This is a genomic window from Klebsiella sp. 141251, assembly GCF_050600725.1.
GTDB classification, from domain to species: Bacteria; Pseudomonadota; Gammaproteobacteria; order Enterobacterales; family Enterobacteriaceae; genus Klebsiella; species Klebsiella aerogenes.
In genome coordinates, this window is record NZ_JAQIRG010000004.1 from 443,572 (window position 1) to 463,778 (window position 20,207).

A 20,207-nucleotide genomic window follows, 5' to 3' on the forward strand; every position below is an offset into this window, starting at 1 on the left:
GACACGTTTCTACTTTACCCGCATACTGGGTGTTGTTTTTTTAAACCAGGAACAGAACCTCTGACAATGAATTTACAGCATCACTTTCTGATTGCCATGCCTGCGCTACAGGACCCTCTTTTCCGTCGCTCCGTCGTCTATATCTGCGAGTACAACGACGATGGCGCCATGGGCATTATCATCAATAAGCCGCTGGAAAATTTGCAGGTGGAAGGGATCCTGGAAAAACTGAAAATCGCGCCGGTGGCGCGCAACCCGGAAATTCGCCTGGATAAACCGGTGATGGTCGGCGGCCCGCTGGCGGAGGATCGCGGTTTTATCCTGCATACGCCGCCGTCTGATTTTTCCTCCAGCATCCGTATCTCCGACAACACGGTGATTACCACCTCACGCGACGTGCTGGAAACTCTCGGTACCGATAAACAACCGAGCAACGTGCTGGTCGCGTTGGGCTACGCGTCGTGGGAAAAAGGGCAACTGGAGCAGGAAATTCTCGATAACGCCTGGCTTACCGCGCCGGCCGATCAGAATATTTTGTTTAAAACGCCGATTGCCGATCGCTGGCGCGAAGCGGCCAAACTTATCGGTATCGATATCGTGACGATGCCTGCCGACGCGGGGCATGCATAATGAGCGGTACCTTTCTGAGTTTTGATTTTGGCACCAAAAGCATCGGCGTCGCCGTTGGGCAGCGCATTACCGGCACGGCGCGTCCGCTCCCGGCGCTGAAGGCGCAGGACGGCAAACCGGACTGGAACATCATCGAAAAGCTGCTGAAAGAGTGGCAGCCGGAAGCGGTGATTGTCGGCCTGCCGCTGAACATGGACGGCACTGAACAACCGCTAACCGCGCGCGCACGTAACTTCGCCAATAAAATTCATGGCCGCTTCGGCGTAAAAATCACTCTCCACGACGAGCGTTTAAGCACCGTCGAAGCCCGCGCCGGGCTGTTCGAACACGGTGGTTTTCGCGCGCTCAATAAAGGCAGCGTTGATTCCGCCTCTGCCGTGGTTATCCTCGAAAGCTATTTCGAACAGGGATACTGATCGGTAGCTCTGGGATGAAAGCGAAGCATAGATTCGCGTTTGCGCCGGGTGGCGGCTTCGCCTTACCCGGCCTACAAAACCCCCGCTGGAGTAACCCGTAGGCCCGCGCAAGCGTAGCGCCGTCGGGCAATCATGGCAGCGGACGCGGAGCCGCTTTCGCGCCGGGTGGCGGCTTCGCCTTACCCGGCCTACAACCCCTTCGCTGGCATCACCCATAGGCCCGCGCAAGCGTAGCCCCGCCGGGCAATCATGGCAGCGGACGCGGAGCCGCTTTCGCGCCGGGTGGCGGCTTCGCCTTACCCGGCCTACACCCCCTCGCTGGCATCACCCGTAGGCCCGCGCAAGCGTAGCCCCGCCGGGCAATCAGTGACGCAGATGTTCATTCGCCCAGCTCACCGCCTGGGTACGGTTCTTCACGCTCAGCTTACGGAACACATTGTACAGATGGGTACGAACGGTGTTTTCGCTGATGAACAGCGCGCGTGCGATATCCATATTTGTTGCGCCGCAGCGCAGCTCGTTGAGGATCTCACATTCACGTTCGGTCAACGGTGAATTCTCCGTCGGCGCCGCAACCTGATCCGCAGAATACAGCGCCGGGTGCATCACGCTCAATTCAGCCGTCTGTTCACCGTTTAATACGGCTTTGACGCCCTCAATTAAGCGCGATTGGTCATCGTCATGACGGAATACGCCATATAACGCAGGCCATTGCGCCATTTCGTACAACTCATACTTTTGCGCGCTATTGATAATCAACAAACGCGGATTATCTGCCTGTACGCGAATAATATCTCGCCACACGCTATTCAATTTCTTATTGGAAACAGCAATATCAAACAATATTACGGAATCTTTTGCCAGGCGTTGAGTTAGCGGTTTGTTGATATTATGCAGAGTTACGTTTACGGATAGCTTCTCAGTCAACCACGTCGCAAATGCATTACTCTGAATGGACGGATGAGTAATGAAAGTCACCTGACGCGAATGCAGTAAATTCTCCGATAAATTAATCACTTGAAACTCTCCTTAGCAGTGCCCCGCCATCTTAGCGGTTAAATTAACTGAAAATTAAACGTTCAATAATGTATTTATATTTTCAAATACATTTTGGTTATTGAAACATCATTTCATGAGAATCTTCCTATTCCCGCAAACAGCATAAATCGAACCCCGCAAAAGTGTCAAAAGGTAATCCCACTTTTTTCCTGGTTAAGCGGGGTAAATGTAAGCCCGCTGTCATAACATTCATTATTTAGGCTTAGGTCGTACCACTTATTTGTATTATAAAAACATTTATCAAAACATTAATTGAACACTGAATTAACAATTTAATGAATACCATCTTAGTTTCATCACTACGAGGGGGATAACTCACCTGCCGCTGCACGTTGTTGAAAACTCTGCGCAAAGGTTTGCATCCCAGCCTGCTGGCTGGTTTGCATCACGCCGGGTAGTTGATGCGTTTTCCCTTCGCGGATCAAATTTGCCACCGCCGGCGTGTTCACTAAAAGTTCGTATAGCGCAACCCGGCCGCCAGAAGCATTTGGCAACAATTTTTGCGCCGCCACGGCGCATAAACTCCCTGCCAGCTGGCTACGAACCGGCTCTTTTTCTTCCGCTGGAAACACATCCACCAGCCGCTCGATGGCCTGCGCCGCGCTGCGGGTATGCAGCGTCGCCATCACCAGGTGCCCGGTTTCGGCTGCGGTCAGCGCCAGGCGGATGGTTTCGCTATCGCGCAGCTCGCCTAATAAGATGACGTCCGGGTCCTGACGCAGCGCCACGCGTAGCGCCGCCGCGAAAGAGGAGCAATGGCGGCCGATTTCGCGCTGCTGGATCAGGCAGTTTCTGCTGGCGTGAATAAACTCCACGGGATCCTCAAGGGTTAAAATATGACCATGGCGATGTTGATTGAGGTAGTCCACCATCGCCGCCAGGGTGGTCGATTTGCCGCTACCGGTAGCGCCGGTAACCAGGATCAAACCACTCTCTTCATTTAGCAGTTCGCTAAGCGCGGCGGGCGCGCCCAAATCAACCAACTGCGGGCATTGCTGCGGCAACAGACGCAAAGCAAGCGACAGGCCGCGCGCGTGGGCAAAAGCGCTGGCGCGCAGCCGAGGCCCGTTCGGGAGGGCCAAAGCGAAGTCAACCTGACCATCGGCACGCCACTGCGCCAGCTGTGGGTCGTTAAGCCAGCGAGTGAGGATTTTCTCAACATCCGGCGAAGTAAAGGGCGCAGGCTCAAGCTTTCCCAAACGACGCCAGCGCGGCGGATACGCGCTGCACAGGTGTAGATCGGAGACGTTATGCTTTACACTAAGGGCCACGATTTCTTCCAGCTCCATAACTGATCCTCGGAATATGAACGATATTGCGCATAACCTGGCACAGGTCCGGGATAAAATCTCAGGCGCTGCCGCCCGCTGCGGCCGCGCTCCAGAAGAAGTTACGTTGCTTGCAGTGAGTAAAACCAAACCTGCGAGCGCTATCGAAGAAGCAATGGCCGCAGGACAGCGGGCATTCGGCGAAAACTACGTCCAGGAAGGGGTGGATAAAATCCGCTATTTCCAGCACGCGGGCGTCAGCGGTCTGCAATGGCACTTCATCGGCCCGTTGCAGTCTAACAAAAGCCGGCTGGTGGCCGAACATTTTGACTGGTGCCACACCGTCGACCGGTTGAAAATCGCCACCCGCCTGAGCGAACAACGTCCGGCGGATCTAGCGCCGCTGAACGTGCTGATTCAAATCAACATCAGCGATGAACAGAGTAAATCCGGGATCCCGCTGGCGGAGCTTGACGCTTTAGCCGCCGGTGTCGCCGCCTTACCGAACCTCCAGCTTCGCGGGTTAATGGCCATTCCGGCGCCAGAGTCAGAGTATGAAAGGCAGTTTGCCGTCGCCCAACAAATGGCGGTAGCATTCGCGCAACTGAAAACGCTCTACCCTTCGGTTGATACGCTCTCTCTGGGCATGTCGGATGACATGGAAGCCGCTATCGCGGCGGGAAGCACTATGGTGCGCATCGGGACCGCAATCTTCGGCGCGCGCGACTACAGCAAAAAATAAGGAATCTGAGGAACGCCATGAAGACGTTGACCTTCCTGCTCTCAACGGTCATTGAACTCTACACAATGGTCATGTTGTTACGCGTCTGGATGCAGTGGGCGCGCTGCGACTTTTACAATCCGTTTTCGCAGTTCGTGGTGAAAGCCACCCAGCCTATCGTCGGGCCACTGCGCCGGATTATCCCGGCAATGGGGCCGCTGGATAGCGCCTCCCTGCTGGTCGCCTTCGTGCTCTGCGTTATCAAGGCGATCGTGCTGTTTATGGTAGTCACCTTCCAGCCGATTATCTGGATTGCCGCGGTGCTGATCCTGCTGAAAACCATCGGTTCGCTGATTTTCTGGGTGCTGCTGCTGATGGCTATTATGAGCTGGGTAAGTCAGGGTCGCAGCCCGGTGGAATACGTGCTGATGCAGTTGGCCGACCCGCTGCTGCGCCCGATTCGCAACCTTCTGCCATCCATGGGCGGCATCGACTTTTCGCCGATGGTGCTGGTGCTGCTGCTGTACGTGATTAATATGGGGATCGCCGAGCTGCTGCAAGCTACCGGCAATGTCCTGCTTCCGGGGCTGTGGATGGCGCTATGAGTGCCGTTGAAGTCTGTGCTGACGGGCTGGTGCTCAGGCTGTATATTCAGCCAAAGGCCAGCCGCGATAGCCTTGTTGGTCTGCATGGCGACGAGCTCAAAGTCGCCATCACCGCCCCACCCGTCGACGGCCAGGCAAATGCCCATCTGGTAAAATATCTCGCTAAACAGTTCCGCGTCGCGAAAAGCCAGGTGCTTATCGAAAAAGGCGAACTGGGCCGTCATAAACAGGTAAAAATCATTCACCCGCAGCAGATCCCGCCCGCCGTCGCGGCGCTGACTGACTAAACAGGATTGAATATGCAAAAAGTTGTACTCGCTACCGGCAACGCCGGTAAAGTTCGCGAGCTGGCCTCGCTGCTGGAAGATTTTGGTCTCGACGTCATCGCCCAGACCGAGCTTGGGGTCGATTCCGCCGAAGAAACCGGCCTGACCTTTATCGAAAACGCGATCCTCAAAGCGCGTCACGCCGCGCAGGTCACCGGCCTGCCGGCCATCGCCGACGATTCGGGTCTGGCGGTGGATGCGCTGGGCGGCGCGCCGGGAATTTACTCCGCTCGCTACTCGGGTGAAAACGCCAGCGACCAGCAGAATCTGGAAAAGCTGCTGGATGCTCTGCAGGATGTGCCCGATGAGCAACGTCAGGCCCAGTTCCACTGCGTGCTGGTGTATCTGCGTCATGCCGAAGACCCGACGCCGCTGGTATGCCACGGCAGCTGGCCGGGCGTGATTACTCGCCAGGCGGCAGGTAACGGCGGCTTTGGCTATGACCCAATTTTCTTTGTACCGTCCGAGGGTAAAACCGCGGCGGAGCTGAGCCGTGAAGAGAAAAGCGCCATTTCCCACCGCGGGCAGGCGCTGAAACTGTTACTGGAAGCATTACGTAATGGCTAATTTGCCGCCTCTGAGTCTTTATATTCATATCCCGTGGTGCGTGCAGAAGTGCCCGTACTGCGATTTCAATTCGCATGCGTTAAAGGGCGAAGTGCCGCACGACGACTACGTCCAGCACCTGCTTGCCGATCTGCGCCACGATGCGCCATACGCACAGGGACGTGAAATTAAGACTATTTTTATCGGCGGCGGTACGCCGAGCCTGCTTTCCGGCCCGGCGATGAAAACCCTGCTTGATGGCGTGCGCGCCTGCCTGCCGCTGGCGGCGGATGCGGAGATTACCATGGAAGCCAATCCGGGGACCGTGGAGGCCGATCGCTTCGTTGACTATCAGCGTGCCGGCGTCAACCGTATCTCCATCGGCGTGCAGAGCTTTAGCGAGCCCAAATTGCAGCGTCTGGGACGTATTCACGGCCCGGAAGAGGCAAAACGCGCGGCGCGGCTGGCGAGCGGCCTCGGGCTGCGTAGCTTTAACCTCGATTTAATGCATGGCCTGCCGGACCAGTCGCTGGAAGAAGCGCTGGATGACTTACGCCAGGCGATCGCGCTGAATCCGCCGCATCTGTCGTGGTATCAGTTGACTATTGAACCGAACACGCTGTTTGGTTCGCGTCCGCCGGTGTTACCGGATGACGATGCGCTGTGGGATATTTTCGAACAGGGACATCAATTGCTGCGCGCCGCAGGCTATCAGCAGTACGAGACCTCCGCTTACGCCAAACCAGGCTATCAGTGCCAGCACAATCTCAACTACTGGCGCTTTGGCGATTACCTGGGTATCGGCTGCGGCGCGCACGGCAAAGTGACCTTCCCCGATGGCCGTATTCTGCGTACGGCGAAAACCCGTCATCCGCGCGGCTACATGGAAGGCCGTTACCTGGAGCGTCAGCACGACGTGGAGGCGGCGGATAAACCGTTCGAGTTCTTTATGAACCGCTTCCGCCTGCTGGAGGCCGCGCCGCGCGCGGAGTTCAGCTTGTATACCGGACTTGATGAGCAGGTTATCCGTCCGCAAATCGATGCCGCCATCGCCGAAGGCTATCTGCTGGAAGATGCGCAAAACTGGCAGATTACCGAGCACGGTAAGCTGTTTTTAAATTCGCTGCTGGAGCTGTTCCTCAGCGAAGAATAATCCCTGCGGGCGGCGCATCGTCGCCCGTATCTTCCCCCTACATCCTCTCCCGCTACGGTCAAATCGACTGGCGTTTTTTTGTTCGCTTATTTGCTGCGAATCACAAAATCCGATCGACTTTTTTCCTTTTCTTGACTCATTTTTTGCGCAGTGGTAATCCTGCTTCATCGGTTGAGCAAATGTAAAACCGACGTATCCTACATGTGAATTATTGGTAACTCTGATTAAAAAAAGTCTCTGTAACGTCGGCGCAACCCGGCGGGCTTAAGCCTATAAAAAAGAGGGTAACACAATGAATTACCGTAATATATTTATCACACTCGCCGCACTAACCGGCACCGTCACGGCTTCAGCCTGGTCTGCAGAGTCCGCCACCGTGGCCTTTTTAATGCCCGATCAGGCCTCTACCCGCTATGAGCAGCACGACTTCCCCGGTTTTAAGGCGGAAATGAGCAAGCTTTGCGCGGAATGTAAGGTCATCTATCAGAATGCCAACGCCAACGCGTCGCTCCAGCAGCAGCAGTTCAACTCTGTAATCGCCCAGGGGGCGAAAGTGATCGTCCTGGATCCGGTTGACTCTTCCGCCGCCGCCGCGCTGGTCGAAAACGCCCAGGCGCAGGGGGTCAAGGTCATTGCCTATGACCGCCCGGTGCCAAACAAACCGGCCGATTTCTACGTCTCATTTGATAACGAGGGCATTGGCTACGCCATCGCGAAATCTCTCACCGACCATTTGAAAGCGAGTGGCGTGCCGCAGGACGCCGGGGTGCTGCAAATTAACGGTTCGCCAACCGATGCCGCCGCAGGGCTGATCCGTGACGGTATCCATCGCGGATTGAAAGAGTCCGGTTACAAAACGCTGGCCGAATTCGACACCCCGGAGTGGGCGCCGCCGAAAGCCCAGGAGTGGACCGCCGGGCAGGTTACCCGCTTTGGCGACAAAATTAAGGGCGTGGTCGCGGCGAACGACGGTACCGGCGGCGGGGCGATTGCCGCCTTTAAAGCTGCCGGCGTCCAGCCGCTGCCGCCGGTCACCGGCAATGACGCCACTATCGCCGCGCTGCAGCTGATCATCGCCGGCGACCAGTACAACACCATCTCCAAGCCATCGGAGATCGTTGCCGCAGCGGCGGCCAAAGTGGCGGTTGATTTTATTCAGGGCAAAAAACCGCAGGCCAGCACCACCCTGTACAACACCCCTTCCCAGCTATTTACCCCGGAAGTGGTGACCGCCAAAAACATCAAAGCGGAAATCTTCGATAAAAAAATCCAGACCTGGGATCAGGTGTGTAGCGGCGAATACGCCGCCGCCTGCCAGAAGTTAGGCATCAGCAAGTAACCTGTGACCCTGCGCCCGCCGCGGCGGGCGTGATTTCGCCATTATTGAGGTCGTTTTGTATGCCGCAACAACAACACAACTCCGCCGCCGGGCGGCCAATACTGCAACTGCGCAACGTCTCTAAACATTTTGGCGCGGTGTCGGCGCTGACGGATATCGAATTAGAAGTCCACGCCGGCGAGGTGGTCGCGCTGGTCGGCGACAACGGCGCGGGCAAATCCACGCTGGTGAAGATCCTCGCCGGCGTCCACCAGCCGACCTCCGGCACCATTGAGTTTGACGGCAACCCTGTCACCCTCGATAGCCCCGGCAAAGCGCTGGAATACGGTATTGCCACGGTGTTTCAGGATCTGGCGCTGTGCGAAAACCTTGATGTGGTGGCAAACCTGTTTCTGGGCCATGAAATTTCGCCGTTCCAGCTTGATGAAGTAGCGATGGAAGTGAAAGCCTGGACGCTACTGCAGGAGCTGGCGGCACGAATTCCATCAGTACGCGAACCGGTGGCATCGCTTTCCGGCGGCCAGCGGCAGACCGTCGCCATCGCCCGTTCGCTGCTGCTGAATCCTAAAATCATCATGCTCGATGAGCCTACCGCGGCGCTGGGCGTCGCGCAGACCGCGGAAGTGCTCAACCTGATTGAGCGCGTTCGCGAGCGCGGGCTTGGTGTCATCATCATCAGTCACAACATGGAAGACGTTCGCGCCGTCGCCGACCGTATCGTGGTGCTGCGTCTCGGGCGCAACAAAGGGATCTTCACGCCCGATGCTTCTAATCAGGATCTGGTCGCCGCGATCACCGGCGCGACGGAAAACGCCGTCTCACGCCGGGTTGAACGTAAATCACAGCCCACGACTTCCGGAGCGATGTAATTTTATGAACAGTAAGACCGCATCCCACACCGCGCTGGACCGCAGCGATGAGCGCGTTCGTCACGACGAGGGCCTGTTCGGCGCCCTGCGCGCGCAGATAACCCGCATCAAAACCGGCGATCTCGGCACCGCGCCGGTGATCGCCGGGCTGATTGTGATTTCCCTGGTCTTCACCTTCCTCAATCCGGTCTATATCGCGCCGAATAACCTGGTGAACCTGCTGTTTGATTGCGCGACGGTCGGGTTTATCTCGCTCGGCATCGTCTGCGTTTTGATGCTTGGCGAGATAGACCTGTCGGTCGGCTCGATGAGCGGCCTGGCATCGGCTATCGTCGGTGTGCTGTGGGTGAACGCAGGATGGCCGCTGGCGGGAGCCATCGCCGTGGCGCTGGCCTGCGGCGTGGCCGTCGGGCTGGTCTACGCGCTGCTGTATAACCGCGTCGGGATGCCGAGTTTCGTCGCCACCCTCGCCGGCCTGCTGGCGCTGCTGGGCATGCAGCTGTATATCCTCGGGCCGAGCGGCAGCATTAACCTGCCCTACACGTCGCCGCTGGTACGCTTTGGCCAACTGCTGGTGATGCCCGGCTGGTTCTCACACCTGATGGCGCTGCTGCCGGGGCTGGCGATTATTGTCTTTGGCCTGAAAAAACGCTCGCGGCGCCTGGCGGCCAATCTTTCCGCCGAGGGAGTCAGCTCGCTACTGGCGCGCGCGATCGCGCTGACGATTATCTTCGAGGCCGCGGTGCTTTACCTCAATCAGGGGCGCGGTATTCCGTGGATTTTCGGTCTCTTCGTCGCCTGCGTGATGATCCTCAACTACGCGCTGAAACGGACAAAATGGGGCCGCTCAATGTTCGCGGTCGGCGGCAACCGTGAAGCGGCGCGCCGTTCGGGGATTAACGTACGGGCGATTTATGTGAGCGCTTTCGTCCTGTGTACCACGCTTGCGACCTTCGGCGGCATTCTCGCGGCGTCACGACTGGCCTCCGCCAGCCAGCAGGCCGGCACCGGCGACGTCAACCTCAACGCCATCGCCGCGGCGGTGATCGGCGGCACCAGCCTGTTCGGCGGACGCGGCAGCGCCTGGTCCGCGCTATTGGGGATCATCGTGATTCAGTCGATTTCAAATGGGCTGACGCTGTTGAACCTGCCGTCATCGCTGCGCTATATCATAACCGGCGCGGTACTGGCGATTGCGGTCATCATTGATTCTCTGGCTCGCCGTTCACGCGTGTCGCACGGTCGGGCCTGAGTGGAGAAGAGCGCGGCCCAAAGGTATGCGGGCCGCGAAATCTTGATTATTTTAATGAGCCAACCAGCGCTTTGCGGCTCTCTTCCAGCGAGACCACCCGGCTACAGACATCTTTGCCGAACTGCTGGAAATCCGCTTCCTGGTTTTTCCACTCATCCTGGATTGCGGTTTGCAGGCCGCCAAGACTGCCGAGAATGCCCTGCAGCGGATTGCCGCCGCCTTTGAGCACCGCTTTGGCGCCCATCTCGTTAATGCTGTCCTGCAGAATGCCGCCCATCGCCTGATTCACCAGCTGTTGGCCATCGGCGCGAACCTGGTCGATAGCTTTATAGTGGAAAGTCAGGCCATCGCTGCGACGTTCGATAATGCGGTTCATCTGTTCTTTCAGCTGCGCGTCCAGCTTGGTCAGGCGGCTATGCATACTGCTGCTGGCGCCGACCTGCTCGGTGATGATTTTATCCAGCGCCTTGCGGCCTTTCTCGACGCGCGAGCGCGCGCCGTCGTCAATCCACGGCAGGCTGCTGCGCAGACCGGCCTGATAATCTTGCGCCTGTTCGCGCTGGGCGGCGCTAAGGGCATAGGCTTTACCGTTAAAAGTCAGATTGCCGTCCGGCTTAATCACCAGATCGCCGTTTTCCCCCTTCACCTGCACCTGCTGCGGGCTGAGGATCACATCGTCACGCGGCGTGACGCTACACTGGTAGTCCGCGTGGGCAGACAAAGCGGTGACGGAAAGCGCCACCGCCAGCAGCGTTTTGCGCATCATTTTACTCCCTTAAGACAAATCGGGCCGGCAATTGCCGACCCTTGTCAAACTTAGTCCCACCAGACGTCAAAAAGTTCGCTGGTGCGCACATCCGCTAATTTACGATCTTCCAGCCACTTACGAACGATGGCCTGATGCTCTTCGGTACATTTACCGATTTCCTGCATGCAGATGAGCCCTTCCCACGAGAGATAGCCGCTGCCGTCAAAGGCCAGTTTATTCGGCTCAATGACCTCTTCGATCAGATCGTTGACCGTCTGGTCGATCTGCTCTTCGCTGGTCCCTTCCGGGAAACGCCAGGCTACGGAGAAACCTAACTCCTGAAACTCGTCGATATGCATTTTTTTACGCAGACGACGGCTACGATTCTTGGCCATTATTTCACCCTCTCGAACATTAAGTCCCATACGCCGTGGCCAAGACGATGGCCACGTTGTTCAAATTTGGTTACCGGGCGCGATTCCGGGCGCGGTACGTAATCGTTACTTTCCGACAGGTTACGATAGCCTTCCAGCGAAGACATTACTTCCAGCATATGCTCGGCATAGGCTTCCCAGTCGGTCGCCATATGGAAGACGCCGCCCAGCTTCAGCTTGCTTTTTACCAGCTCGGCGAAAGGCGGCTGCACGATACGACGTTTATTATGACGCGCTTTATGCCACGGGTCAGGGAAAAACAGCTGCACCATATTCAGCGAGTTATCCGGGATCATCGTGTGCAGCACTTCGACCGCATCGTGACACATTACGCGCAGATTTTGTACGCCTTCTTCTTCCGCGGACGCCAGGCATGCGCCGACGCCCGGCGAGTGCACTTCAATACCGAGGAAATTTTGCTCCGGTTTAGCTTTCGCCATCGCCACCAGCGAGGCGCCCATGCCGAAACCAATTTCTAAGGTGACCGGCGCTTCGCGGCCAAACAGGGCGGCGAAATCGAGCGGCGCATCGTTGAATTCAACGCCCATCACCGGCCAAATGTTATCCAGCGCATGCTGCTGCCCTTTCGTCAGGCGGCCCTGGCGACGGACGAAGCTACGAATACGGCGCAGCGGGCGACCGTTTTCATCGAATTCCGGAGAAATGACGTCGTTTTTCATAAAAGTTAAGTCTGCTTGTGAATGTGTTCGGAAAACGGGCATTATCCAAAGTTACCCGGCGGATGCAAGGGTTTACAGCCACTCGCCCTTGTGCTGCAATCTGCCACCCTGTAATCGCGATTCCGGAGCCGTAGCTTTGACTTTTCTCGCCGCGCAATTTTCAGCCCAGGTCCTGGACTGGTACGACAAATACGGCCGTAAAACCCTGCCCTGGCAAATCGCCAAGACGCCTTACAAAGTATGGCTCTCCGAAGTGATGTTGCAACAAACCCAGGTCACCACGGTTATTCCCTATTTTGAACGCTTTATGGCGCGTTTCCCAACGGTTGTTGATTTAGCCAACGCGCCGCTGGATGAAGTGCTGCATCTGTGGACCGGCCTTGGCTACTACGCGCGGGCGCGCAATTTACATAAAGCCGCGCAGCAGGTCGCCACGCTGCACGGCGGCGAGTTCCCGCAAACCTTTGAAGAGGTGGCCGCGCTGCCCGGCGTCGGGCGCTCGACGGCGGGGGCGATTTTATCCCTTTCGCTCGGTCAGCATTATCCGATTCTCGACGGCAACGTGAAGCGGGTACTCGCCCGCTGCTATGCTGTGAGCGGCTGGCCGGGGAAAAAAGAGGTGGAAAAACGGCTGTGGGAAATAAGCGAAGAGGTGACGCCGGCGCAGGGCGTAGAGCGCTTCAACCAGGCGATGATGGATCTCGGCGCGATGGTTTGCACCCGCTCGAAACCGAAGTGCGAACTGTGCCCGCTGAGGAACGGCTGCGTGGCCTACGCTAACCATTCATGGGCGGAATATCCGGGGAAAAAACCGAAGCAGACCATCCCGGAGCGCACCGGCTACTTCCTGCTGATGCAGCACGGCGACGAGGTGTATCTCTCCCAACGTCCGCCGGTAGGTTTATGGGGCGGATTGTTCTGTTTTCCGCAGTTTGAGGATGAAGCCGGGCTACGCGAGTGGCTAGCGCAGCGTCAGATAAAGGCCGATAATCTGACGCAATTAACCGCCTTCCGCCACACTTTCAGCCATTTCCACCTGGATATTGTGCCGATGTGGCTTACAGTGCACTCATCTGGCGCATGCATGGATGAAGGTAACGCACTCTGGTATAACTTAGCGCAGCCGCCATCGGTCGGACTGGCGGCCCCCGTGGAGCGCTTGTTGCAACAGTTGAAAGCCGGAACGCCGGTCTAGTTTTTTCGGCTATAAAAGAGGATTGATTATGAGCAGAACGATTTTTTGTACTTTCCTGCAGCGTGAAGCGGACGGCCAGGATTTCCAGCTGTATCCGGGCGAGCTCGGTAAGCGCATTTACAACGAAATTTCCAAAGAGGCCTGGGCGCAGTGGCAGCATAAGCAGACCATGCTGATCAACGAGAAAAAACTCAGCATGATGAACCCGGAGCACCGCAAGCTGCTGGAACAGGAGATGGTGCAGTTCCTGTTTGAAGGGAAAGACGTTCACATCGAAGGCTACACGCCGCCGGAACAACAGTAAGGGCCTCACGGCCTTTACCAAACAAACACAACACGCACTCCCGGAATGATGAAAAAATACTTAGCGCTCGCGCTGATTGCGCCACTGCTCGTGTCCTGTTCCAGTTCCAATAAAAAAGGCGCCGAATATAACGAGGCCTGGGTCAAGGACACTAACGGATTCGATATCCTGATGGGCCAGTTTGCCCATAACATCGAGAACATTTGGGGGTATAACGAAGTTCTGCTCGCCGGGCCGAAGGACTACGTAAAATATACCGATCAATATCAAACCCGTAGCCACATCAACTTTGATGCCGGTACGATTACCGTCGAGACCATCGCCGGAACCGATCCGCAAGGAAGGTTACGCCAGGCGATTATCAAAACCCTGTTGATGGGCGATGACCCCAACTCTATCGACCTCTATTCCGACGTCGATGATATTCAGATTTCCAAAGAACCGTTCCTCTACGGCCAGGTCGTCGATAACACCGGTGAATCCATCCGCTGGGAGTGGCGCGCCGCGCGCTATGCCGATTATCTGCTGCAAACCCGCCTGAAGAGCCGTAACAACGGCCTGCGCATGATTTATAGCATCACCATTAATCTGGTGCCTAACCACCTCGATAAACGTGCGCATAAATATCTCGGTATGGTGCGCCAGGCCTCGCGTAAATACGGCGTAGATGAGTCGCTGATCCTTGCGATAATGCAGACAGAGTCGTCGTTTAACCCCTATGCGGTGAGCCACGCGGATGCCATGGGGCTGATGCAGGTCGTTCAGCACAGCGCGGGGAAAGACGTCTTCCGTTCGCAGGGCAAATCCGGCCTGCCGAGCCGCAGCTATCTGTTTGACCCGGCGAATAACATCGATACCGGTACCGCCTATCTGGCGATGCTGAACAACGTTTATCTCGCCGGCATCGATAACCCCACCTCGCGTCGCTACGCGGTGATCACCGCCTATAACGGCGGCGCCGGCAGCGTACTGCGCGTCTTCTCCAGCGATAAAGTCCAGGCAGCGAACATCATTAACAGTATGGCGCCAGGCGACGTCTACCAGACGCTCACCACCCGCCATCCGTCGGCGGAATCGCGCCGTTATCTGTATAAAGTTAACACCGCGCAGAAAAGCTATCGCCGTAAGTAACGCTTCTCCCCCACAGGCCCGGGCATCGCACCGGGCCTCTCTTTTTTTATGACATACTTGGTAATATCTTTCGATTTTCTGCGGCAGTTAACAGAAGCTTGCAATCGCTGAATGATAGAATTGCATCAAAATAACGTTGGTTATGTTATTTAAAACACATAACAAGCCCACATTCGTGAGGATAAATACATGAATCTTAAGCTGCAGTTAAAAATACTGTCGTTCCTGCAGTTCTGCCTTTGGGGGAGTTGGCTAACCACGCTCGGCTCGTACATGTTCGTCACCCTGAAGTTTGACGGCGCGGCCATCGGCGCGGTGTATAGCTCGCTCGGTATCGCCGCCGTTCTGATGCCAACGCTGCTCGGGATCGTCGCCGATAAATGGATCAGCGCCAAATGGGTGTATGCCATCTGCCACCTGGTCGGCGCGTTAACGCTGTACCTCGCGGCGCAGGTCACCACGCCAGGCGAGATGTTCCTCGTGATCTTGCTTAACTCGCTGGCCTATATGCCGACGCTTGGCTTGATCAACACCATCTCCTACTACCGCCTGCAGTCGGCGGGGCTGGATATCGTGACCGATTTCCCGCCAATTCGTATCTGGGGCACCATCGGCTTTATCCTCGCCATGTGGGGCGTCAGCTTTTCTGGCTTCGAACTTAGCCATATGCAGCTTTATATCGGCGCGACGCTGTCGGTCTTGCTGGCGCTGTTCACCCTGACGCTGCCGCATATTCCGGTCGCCAACGCCCAGCGCAACCAGAGCTGGACCGAGATGCTCGGCCTGAACGCCTTTGCGCTGTTTAAAAACAAGCGTATGGCAATCTTCTTTATCTTCTCCATGATGCTCGGCGCCGAACTGCAGATCACCAATATGTTTGGCAACACCTTCCTGCACAGCTTCGATAAAGACCCGCTGTTCTCCGGTAGCTTTATCGTCGAGCACGCATCGGTATTGATGTCGATTTCGCAGATCTCCGAAACGCTGTTTATTCTGACTATCCCGTTCTTCCTTAGCCGCTATGGCATTAAGAACGTGATGCTGATTAGTATCGTGGCGTGGATGCTGCGCTTCGGCCTGTTCGCCTTCGGCGATCCGACGCCGTTCGGTACCGTCCTGCTGGTGCTGTCGATGATCGTCTACGGCTGCGCCTTCGACTTCTTCAACATCTCCGGTTCAGTGTTCGTTGAGAAAGAGGTGCGTCCGGAAATCCGCGCCAGCGCCCAGGGTATGTTCCTGATGATGACCAACGGCTTCGGCTGCATCCTTGGTGGGATGGTGAGCGGCAAAGTTGTCGAGCACTTTACCGTTGAGGGGATCACTAACTGGCAAAGCGTGTGGCTGATTTTCGCCGCCTACTCGCTGGTGCTGGCCTTCGCTTTCGTGGCGCTGTTCAAGTATCAACACGTCAGACAGCCTGCCGCCGCGCGCCAGAACGCCTGATTGTCATTGCCCGGTGACGGCTGACGCCTTACCGGGCCTACAGAATTTGTAGATACTGTTATCGGTTGGCAACGGTTTTGTCGCACAGGAGTTTTCCCGGAGGCGGCGCGTTGCGTCTTCTCCGGGCTACCAAACCGCACAGCGCTGTAGCCCCGGTAAGCGGCAGCGCCACCGGGGGTTTTGAGGCCATTGGTACCGGCAGTTTCAGCCAGCACGATGATTAAATTAAAGGCAGGCCGCACGGACCGTAGGCCGGATAAGGCGCCAGCCGTCATCCGGCAAAATACGCGCACAATGCCTGGTCCCGGCTTAGGCTTTCAACACATACCCATACAACCGCTTAATACCATCGGCATCCGTTTCGCTATAAACCCCCTGCAGCTCCGGCGAAAAGCCCGGCAGCATATTGACTCCCTCTTCCAGCGCAAGGAAGTAGCGCAGCACCGCGCCTCCCCAGATCTCGCCCGGCACCACGCACAGCACGCCCGGCGGATACGGTAGCGCCCCTTCCGCCGCGATGCGGCCTTCGGCCTCGCACAGGCGCACCAGCTCAACGTTGCCGCGGATAAATTCGCGGTTGGCGTCCTGCGGGTTCATCACCACCGGCGGGAAACTCTGCTTGCGGAACATCGCCTTTTGCAGGTCTTTAACATCAAAACTGACGTACAGATCGTGCATTTCCTGACACAGCTGGCGAATGGTGTAATCGCGGTAGCGAACCGGGTATTTGTTGTAAATAGTCGGCAGTACCTCGGCGAGCGACGAATCCGCTTCGATATGCTGTTCGAACTGGACCAGCATCGCCACCAGTCGCGCCAGTTTTTCCGCGCTTTCCGCCGGCGTCAGCAGGAACAAAATCGAGTTGAGATCGCACTTCTCCGGCACGATGCCGTTTTCGCGCAGGTAGTGCGCCAGGATGGTCGCCGGGATGCCAAACTCGGTATAGTCGCCGCTATCGGCATCGATGCCCGGCGTGGTCAGCAGCAGCTTACACGGATCGACAAAGTATTGATTGTCAGCATAACCGCTAAAGCCGTGCCAGCTCGCGCCCGGCTCGAAGCTAAAGAAGCGACGTTCGCTGGCGATAGTCGCCGTCGAATGCTCCTGCCACGGTTTCCCGCCGACCAGCGGCGGCACAAATGGCCGCAATAATTTACACTGCGCTAGTATCGCTTTACGCGCTTCGATACCCAGCTCCACGCACTCCGCCCACAGCCGCCGACCGCTCTCTCCTTCATGGATTTTGGCATTCACATCCAGCGAGGCGAACAGCGGATAAAACGGACTGGTGGAAGCATGCAACATAAAGGCGTTATTCAGCCGCTTATGCGGGCAGAAACGCGCCTGGCCGCGCAGATGGTTATCCTTCTTGTGAATTTGCGAAGTCTGCGAAAAACCGGCCTGTTGCTTATGCACCGATTGCGTCACAAAAATGCCCGGATCGTTTTCATTGAGATCCAACAGCAGCGGCGAGCAGTCAGCCATCATCGGGATAAACTGCTCGTAACCGACCCACGCCGAGTCAAACAGGATGTAATCGCAGAGATAGCCGATTTTATCCACCACCTGGCGCGCGTTATACACCGTGCCGTCATAGGTGCCCAGTTGGATCACCGCCAGGCGGAACGGGCGCCGCGCGTCGGCTTTTTCCGGCGCCGCCTCGCGGATCAGCTCGCGCAGGTAGGTTTCATCAAAGCAGTGGTCGTCGATGCCGCCGATAAAGCCGAACGGGTTGCGCGCGGCTTCCAGATAGACCGGCGTCGCCCCGGCCTGGATCAGCGCGCCATGGTGGTTTGATTTATGGTTGTTGCGATCGAACAGTACCAGATCGCCGCGGGTCAGCAGCGCATTGGTCACGACCTTGTTCGCCGCGGAAGTGCCATTAAGCACGAAGTAGGTTTTATCGGCATTGAAAACTTTTGCCGCAAATTTCTGCGCGTGCTTCGCCGAACCTTCATGGATCAGCAGATCGCCGAGCTTGACGTCGGCGTTGCACATGTCGGCGCGAAAAACGTTCTCGCCGAAAAACTCGTAGAACTGGCGGCCCGCCGGATGCTTTTTAAAGAACGCGCCATGCTGATGGCCGGGACAGGCGAAAGTACTGTTGCCCATCTCAACGTACTGGCTAAGCGTATTAAAAAACGGCGGCAGTAGTTTCTCTTCATAGCCGCAGGCGGCCGCTTCCAGCTCCAGCCACTCCTGCTCTTTGCCGCTAATCACCGCGACGACTCCTTCCGGCTTATCCGTTTGCGTTTCGCTAAACAGATAGACCGGCAGATTGAATCCGCTGCGCTTGAGCAGGGCCAGGATACCGCTGCGGCTATCCGCCGCGGTGATGACGACCGCTGCCGCATCGGTAAAATCAGTGCTGTCCAGCGCCACAACCTGGCGATGGGTGGACAGACGGGAGACCAGCTCGCAGCTGGCGGCAATGTGCATAGATTTCATAAGCGCAAATGCCCGTATCGGGAGTGTAAAAATCTCAGGCAAAGGTGGAGACTTGCCCAACGAGGTGTCCGGGTCTGACGGAATTCAGCTCCGACCGCCGGACATCAGTAAAAGCAGACGCGTCCGATCTTACTGTTGTCCTACAGTGAGCATACGTGGCCTTCACCGCATGGTGAACAGGGAGAGTAAGGAACGAGGCAAACCGCGCAGCAATGCGCAGCGGCAACGGCGATGTAATGGCGATGTCGTCATCCCGGCGGCCTCAGGGTAAAGAGGTGAAAATCCGCGCAATCATGGCACCTTTCCGAAAGTGGCGCAAGATGAAATCCATATGCATTCTCCCCACGTATCCGCAAGCCTTCGCGGCAAAACATGGTCATAATAATGCGGACATCAGGAATAATTAACAGGAGTTTACTTTGGTTATAGGGCCATTTATTAACGCCAGCGCGGTGCTTGCCGGCGGCGTATTGGGCGCGCTACTGAGCCAACGATTGCCGGAAAGGATCCGCACCTCGATGACCTCGATTTTCGGGCTGGCATCACTGGGGATTGGTATTTTACTGGTCATCAAGTGCGCCAACCTGCCGGTGATGGTGCTGGCGACGCTGGTCGGCGCGCTACTCGGCGAAGTGTGTAATATGGAGAAAGGCATCAATACCCTGGTGAGCAAACTCCAGCAACTATTGTCGCCAAAGGGCAGGAAAAAGGCCTCGGCCCACGAGTCTTATATTCAGAGCTACGTGGCGATCATCGTGTTGTTTTGCGCCAGCGGTACCGGCGTTTTTGGCGCCATGCGCGAAGGAATGACCGGCGACGCCAGCATCCTTATCGCCAAAGCGTTTCTCGACTTTTTCACCGCCACGATTTTCGCCTGTACCCTGGGGCTGGCGGTGTCGGCAATCTGTGTGCCGATGCTGCTGATTCAGCTGAGTCTGGCGGCCTGCGCCTCGCTTATCATGCCGCTGACCACGCCGATGATGATGGCAGACTTCAGCGCCGTCGGCGGTATGCTGCTGGTGGCGACCGGCCTGCGTATCTGCGGGATTAAGATGTTCGCAGTGGTCAATATGCTCCCCGCCCTGCTGCTGGCAATGCCGATTTCGGTCGCGTGGACGGCCTTTTTTGCCTGACGACGCGTGCTTTTACGGCAAAGTGGTGATAGATTGTGCAGTCTGCTGCGAAATTTATAAATTTCGTTGACGAGGCGCGGTGAATCAGGTTTAATGCGCCCCGTTGCCCGGATAGCTCAGTCGGTAGAGCAGGGGATTGAAAATCCCCGTGTCCTTGGTTCGATTCCGAGTCCGGGCACCACTATTTAAAGAACCCGCCCAAAAGGCGGGTTTTTGCTTTTCTGCGGCCGGACTCTTCATCGAACTGCATTCGATTATTCGCCGCAACGCGGCTCACCCCTTCGGGGCCAGCGCGACAAGCGCGCTGTTCAACGCCTGCGGCGTTAGTCCGAGTCCGGGCACCACTATTTAAAGAACCCGCCCAAAAGGCGGGTTTTTGCTTTTCTACGGCCGGACTCTTCATCGAACTGCGTTCGATTATTCGCCGCAACGCGGCTCACCCCTTCGGGGCCAGCGCGACAAGCGCGCTGTTCAACGCCTGCGGCGTTAGTCCGAGTCCGGGCACCA

21 protein-coding genes and 1 tRNA gene are annotated in these 20,207 nt (G+C 56.8%); 16 read left to right on the forward strand and 6 right to left on the reverse strand.

Annotated features, from left to right (window positions below):
• Positions 1–66 precede the first annotated feature (66 nt).
• Together PGR09_RS12450 and ruvX are read left to right on the forward strand one after the other, a co-directional pair.
• Complete coding sequence (locus PGR09_RS12450; RefSeq protein WP_045392076.1) at positions 67–630, forward strand: YqgE/AlgH family protein; 564 nt, start codon at positions 67–69, stop codon at positions 628–630.
• Complete coding sequence (ruvX, locus tag PGR09_RS12455) at positions 630–1,046, forward strand: Holliday junction resolvase RuvX (RefSeq protein ID WP_015369733.1); 417 nt, start codon at positions 630–632, stop codon at positions 1,044–1,046. Before PGR09_RS12450 ends, ruvX begins: the two co-directional genes overlap by 1 nt.
• Before the next feature lie 363 nt (positions 1,047–1,409).
• Here the strand turns inward: ruvX and PGR09_RS12460 are convergent, their stop codons facing one another.
• Positions 1,410–2,063: a LuxR C-terminal-related transcriptional regulator gene (locus PGR09_RS12460; protein WP_047078911.1), complete on the reverse strand. Its 654-nt coding sequence runs from the start codon at positions 2,061–2,063 to the stop codon at positions 1,410–1,412.
• A gap of 341 nt (positions 2,064–2,404) precedes the next feature.
• The gene (locus PGR09_RS12465; RefSeq protein WP_047044086.1) at positions 2,405–3,394 is read right to left on the reverse strand and encodes a type IV pilus twitching motility protein PilT; all 990 of its coding nucleotides are present in this window, start codon (positions 3,392–3,394) and stop codon (positions 2,405–2,407) included.
• Positions 3,395–3,410: 16 nt separating this feature from the next.
• Between PGR09_RS12465 and PGR09_RS12470 the strand changes: the two genes are divergently transcribed.
• The 8 genes from PGR09_RS12470 to PGR09_RS12505 all read left to right on the forward strand — a co-directional run bounded on the left by PGR09_RS12470 (position 3,411) and on the right by PGR09_RS12505 (position 10,184).
• Positions 3,411–4,115, forward strand: a complete 705-nt coding sequence (locus PGR09_RS12470; RefSeq protein ID WP_430916194.1) for a YggS family pyridoxal phosphate-dependent enzyme — start codon at positions 3,411–3,413, stop codon at positions 4,113–4,115.
• Between the two features lie 17 nt (positions 4,116–4,132).
• The gene (locus tag PGR09_RS12475; protein ID WP_015369729.1) at positions 4,133–4,699 is read left to right on the forward strand and encodes a YggT family protein; all 567 of its coding nucleotides are present in this window, start codon (positions 4,133–4,135) and stop codon (positions 4,697–4,699) included.
• The gene (yggU, locus tag PGR09_RS12480; protein WP_015369728.1) at positions 4,696–4,986 is read left to right on the forward strand and encodes a DUF167 family protein YggU; all 291 of its coding nucleotides are present in this window, start codon (positions 4,696–4,698) and stop codon (positions 4,984–4,986) included. Before PGR09_RS12475 ends, yggU begins: the two co-directional genes overlap by 4 nt.
• A 12-nt stretch (positions 4,987–4,998) precedes the next feature.
• Positions 4,999–5,592, forward strand: a complete 594-nt coding sequence (locus PGR09_RS12485; RefSeq protein ID WP_430916195.1) for an XTP/dITP diphosphatase — start codon at positions 4,999–5,001, stop codon at positions 5,590–5,592.
• Positions 5,585–6,724, forward strand: a complete 1,140-nt coding sequence (gene hemW, locus PGR09_RS12490) for a radical SAM family heme chaperone HemW (protein ID WP_348877259.1) — start codon at positions 5,585–5,587, stop codon at positions 6,722–6,724. The genes PGR09_RS12485 and hemW overlap by 8 nt, the downstream gene beginning before the upstream one ends.
• A 292-nt stretch (positions 6,725–7,016) precedes the next feature.
• Entirely contained in the window at positions 7,017–8,063 is a 1,047-nt protein-coding gene (locus tag PGR09_RS12495) for an ABC transporter substrate-binding protein (protein WP_045392084.1), read from the forward strand.
• Between the two features lie 59 nt (positions 8,064–8,122).
• A complete protein-coding gene (locus tag PGR09_RS12500; protein WP_004181271.1) occupies positions 8,123–8,932 on the forward strand; it encodes an ATP-binding cassette domain-containing protein in 810 nt (269 codons plus the stop codon).
• A gap of 4 nt (positions 8,933–8,936) precedes the next feature.
• Entirely contained in the window at positions 8,937–10,184 is a 1,248-nt protein-coding gene (locus PGR09_RS12505; protein ID WP_047044097.1) for a sugar ABC transporter permease, read from the forward strand.
• 46 nt (positions 10,185–10,230) lie between these two features.
• Here PGR09_RS12505 and PGR09_RS12510 read toward each other — a convergent pair whose 3' ends face one another.
• Genes PGR09_RS12510 through trmB form a run of 3 tightly spaced genes read right to left on the reverse strand, consistent with a single transcriptional unit; the run spans position 10,231 to position 12,046 of the window.
• Positions 10,231–10,950: a DUF2884 domain-containing protein gene (locus PGR09_RS12510; protein ID WP_032709145.1), complete on the reverse strand. Its 720-nt coding sequence runs from the start codon at positions 10,948–10,950 to the stop codon at positions 10,231–10,233.
• A 50-nt stretch (positions 10,951–11,000) separates the two neighbouring features.
• Entirely contained in the window at positions 11,001–11,327 is a 327-nt protein-coding gene (locus PGR09_RS12515; RefSeq protein ID WP_015369722.1) for a YggL family protein, read from the reverse strand.
• Positions 11,327–12,046, reverse strand: a complete 720-nt coding sequence (gene trmB, locus PGR09_RS12520) for a tRNA (guanosine(46)-N7)-methyltransferase TrmB (protein ID WP_045392086.1) — start codon at positions 12,044–12,046, stop codon at positions 11,327–11,329. Before trmB ends, PGR09_RS12515 begins: the two co-directional genes overlap by 1 nt.
• Before the next feature lie 136 nt (positions 12,047–12,182).
• Here trmB and mutY point away from each other — a divergent pair, with 136 nt between their 5' ends.
• The 4 genes from mutY to PGR09_RS12540 all read left to right on the forward strand — a co-directional run bounded on the left by mutY (position 12,183) and on the right by PGR09_RS12540 (position 16,119).
• Positions 12,183–13,241, forward strand: coding sequence for an A/G-specific adenine glycosylase (gene mutY, locus PGR09_RS12525; RefSeq protein ID WP_315711441.1), 1,059 nt, complete (start codon positions 12,183–12,185; stop codon positions 13,239–13,241).
• 28 nt (positions 13,242–13,269) lie between these two features.
• Positions 13,270–13,545: an oxidative damage protection protein gene (locus tag PGR09_RS12530; RefSeq protein ID WP_045392090.1), complete on the forward strand. Its 276-nt coding sequence runs from the start codon at positions 13,270–13,272 to the stop codon at positions 13,543–13,545.
• A 48-nt stretch (positions 13,546–13,593) separates the two neighbouring features.
• Positions 13,594–14,676 (forward strand): membrane-bound lytic murein transglycosylase MltC, encoded by a 1,083-nt coding sequence (mltC, locus tag PGR09_RS12535; protein WP_045392092.1) that lies wholly within the window; start codon positions 13,594–13,596, stop codon positions 14,674–14,676.
• Between the two features lie 189 nt (positions 14,677–14,865).
• Complete coding sequence (locus PGR09_RS12540; RefSeq protein WP_045387267.1) at positions 14,866–16,119, forward strand: nucleoside permease; 1,254 nt, start codon at positions 14,866–14,868, stop codon at positions 16,117–16,119.
• 309 nt (positions 16,120–16,428) lie between these two features.
• On the opposite strand, the gene PGR09_RS12545 is transcribed toward PGR09_RS12540, so the two are convergent.
• A complete protein-coding gene (locus tag PGR09_RS12545; RefSeq protein WP_430916196.1) occupies positions 16,429–18,567 on the reverse strand; it encodes an ornithine decarboxylase in 2,139 nt (712 codons plus the stop codon).
• Positions 18,568–18,986: 419 nt separating this feature from the next.
• On the opposite strand from PGR09_RS12545, the gene PGR09_RS12550 reads away from it, so the two are divergent.
• Both PGR09_RS12550 and PGR09_RS12555 read left to right on the forward strand, forming a co-directional pair.
• Positions 18,987–19,700: a DUF554 domain-containing protein gene (locus PGR09_RS12550; protein ID WP_047042944.1), complete on the forward strand. Its 714-nt coding sequence runs from the start codon at positions 18,987–18,989 to the stop codon at positions 19,698–19,700.
• Between the two features lie 105 nt (positions 19,701–19,805).
• Positions 19,806–19,881, forward strand: a tRNA-Phe gene (locus PGR09_RS12555).
• Positions 19,882–20,207 lie beyond the last annotated feature (326 nt).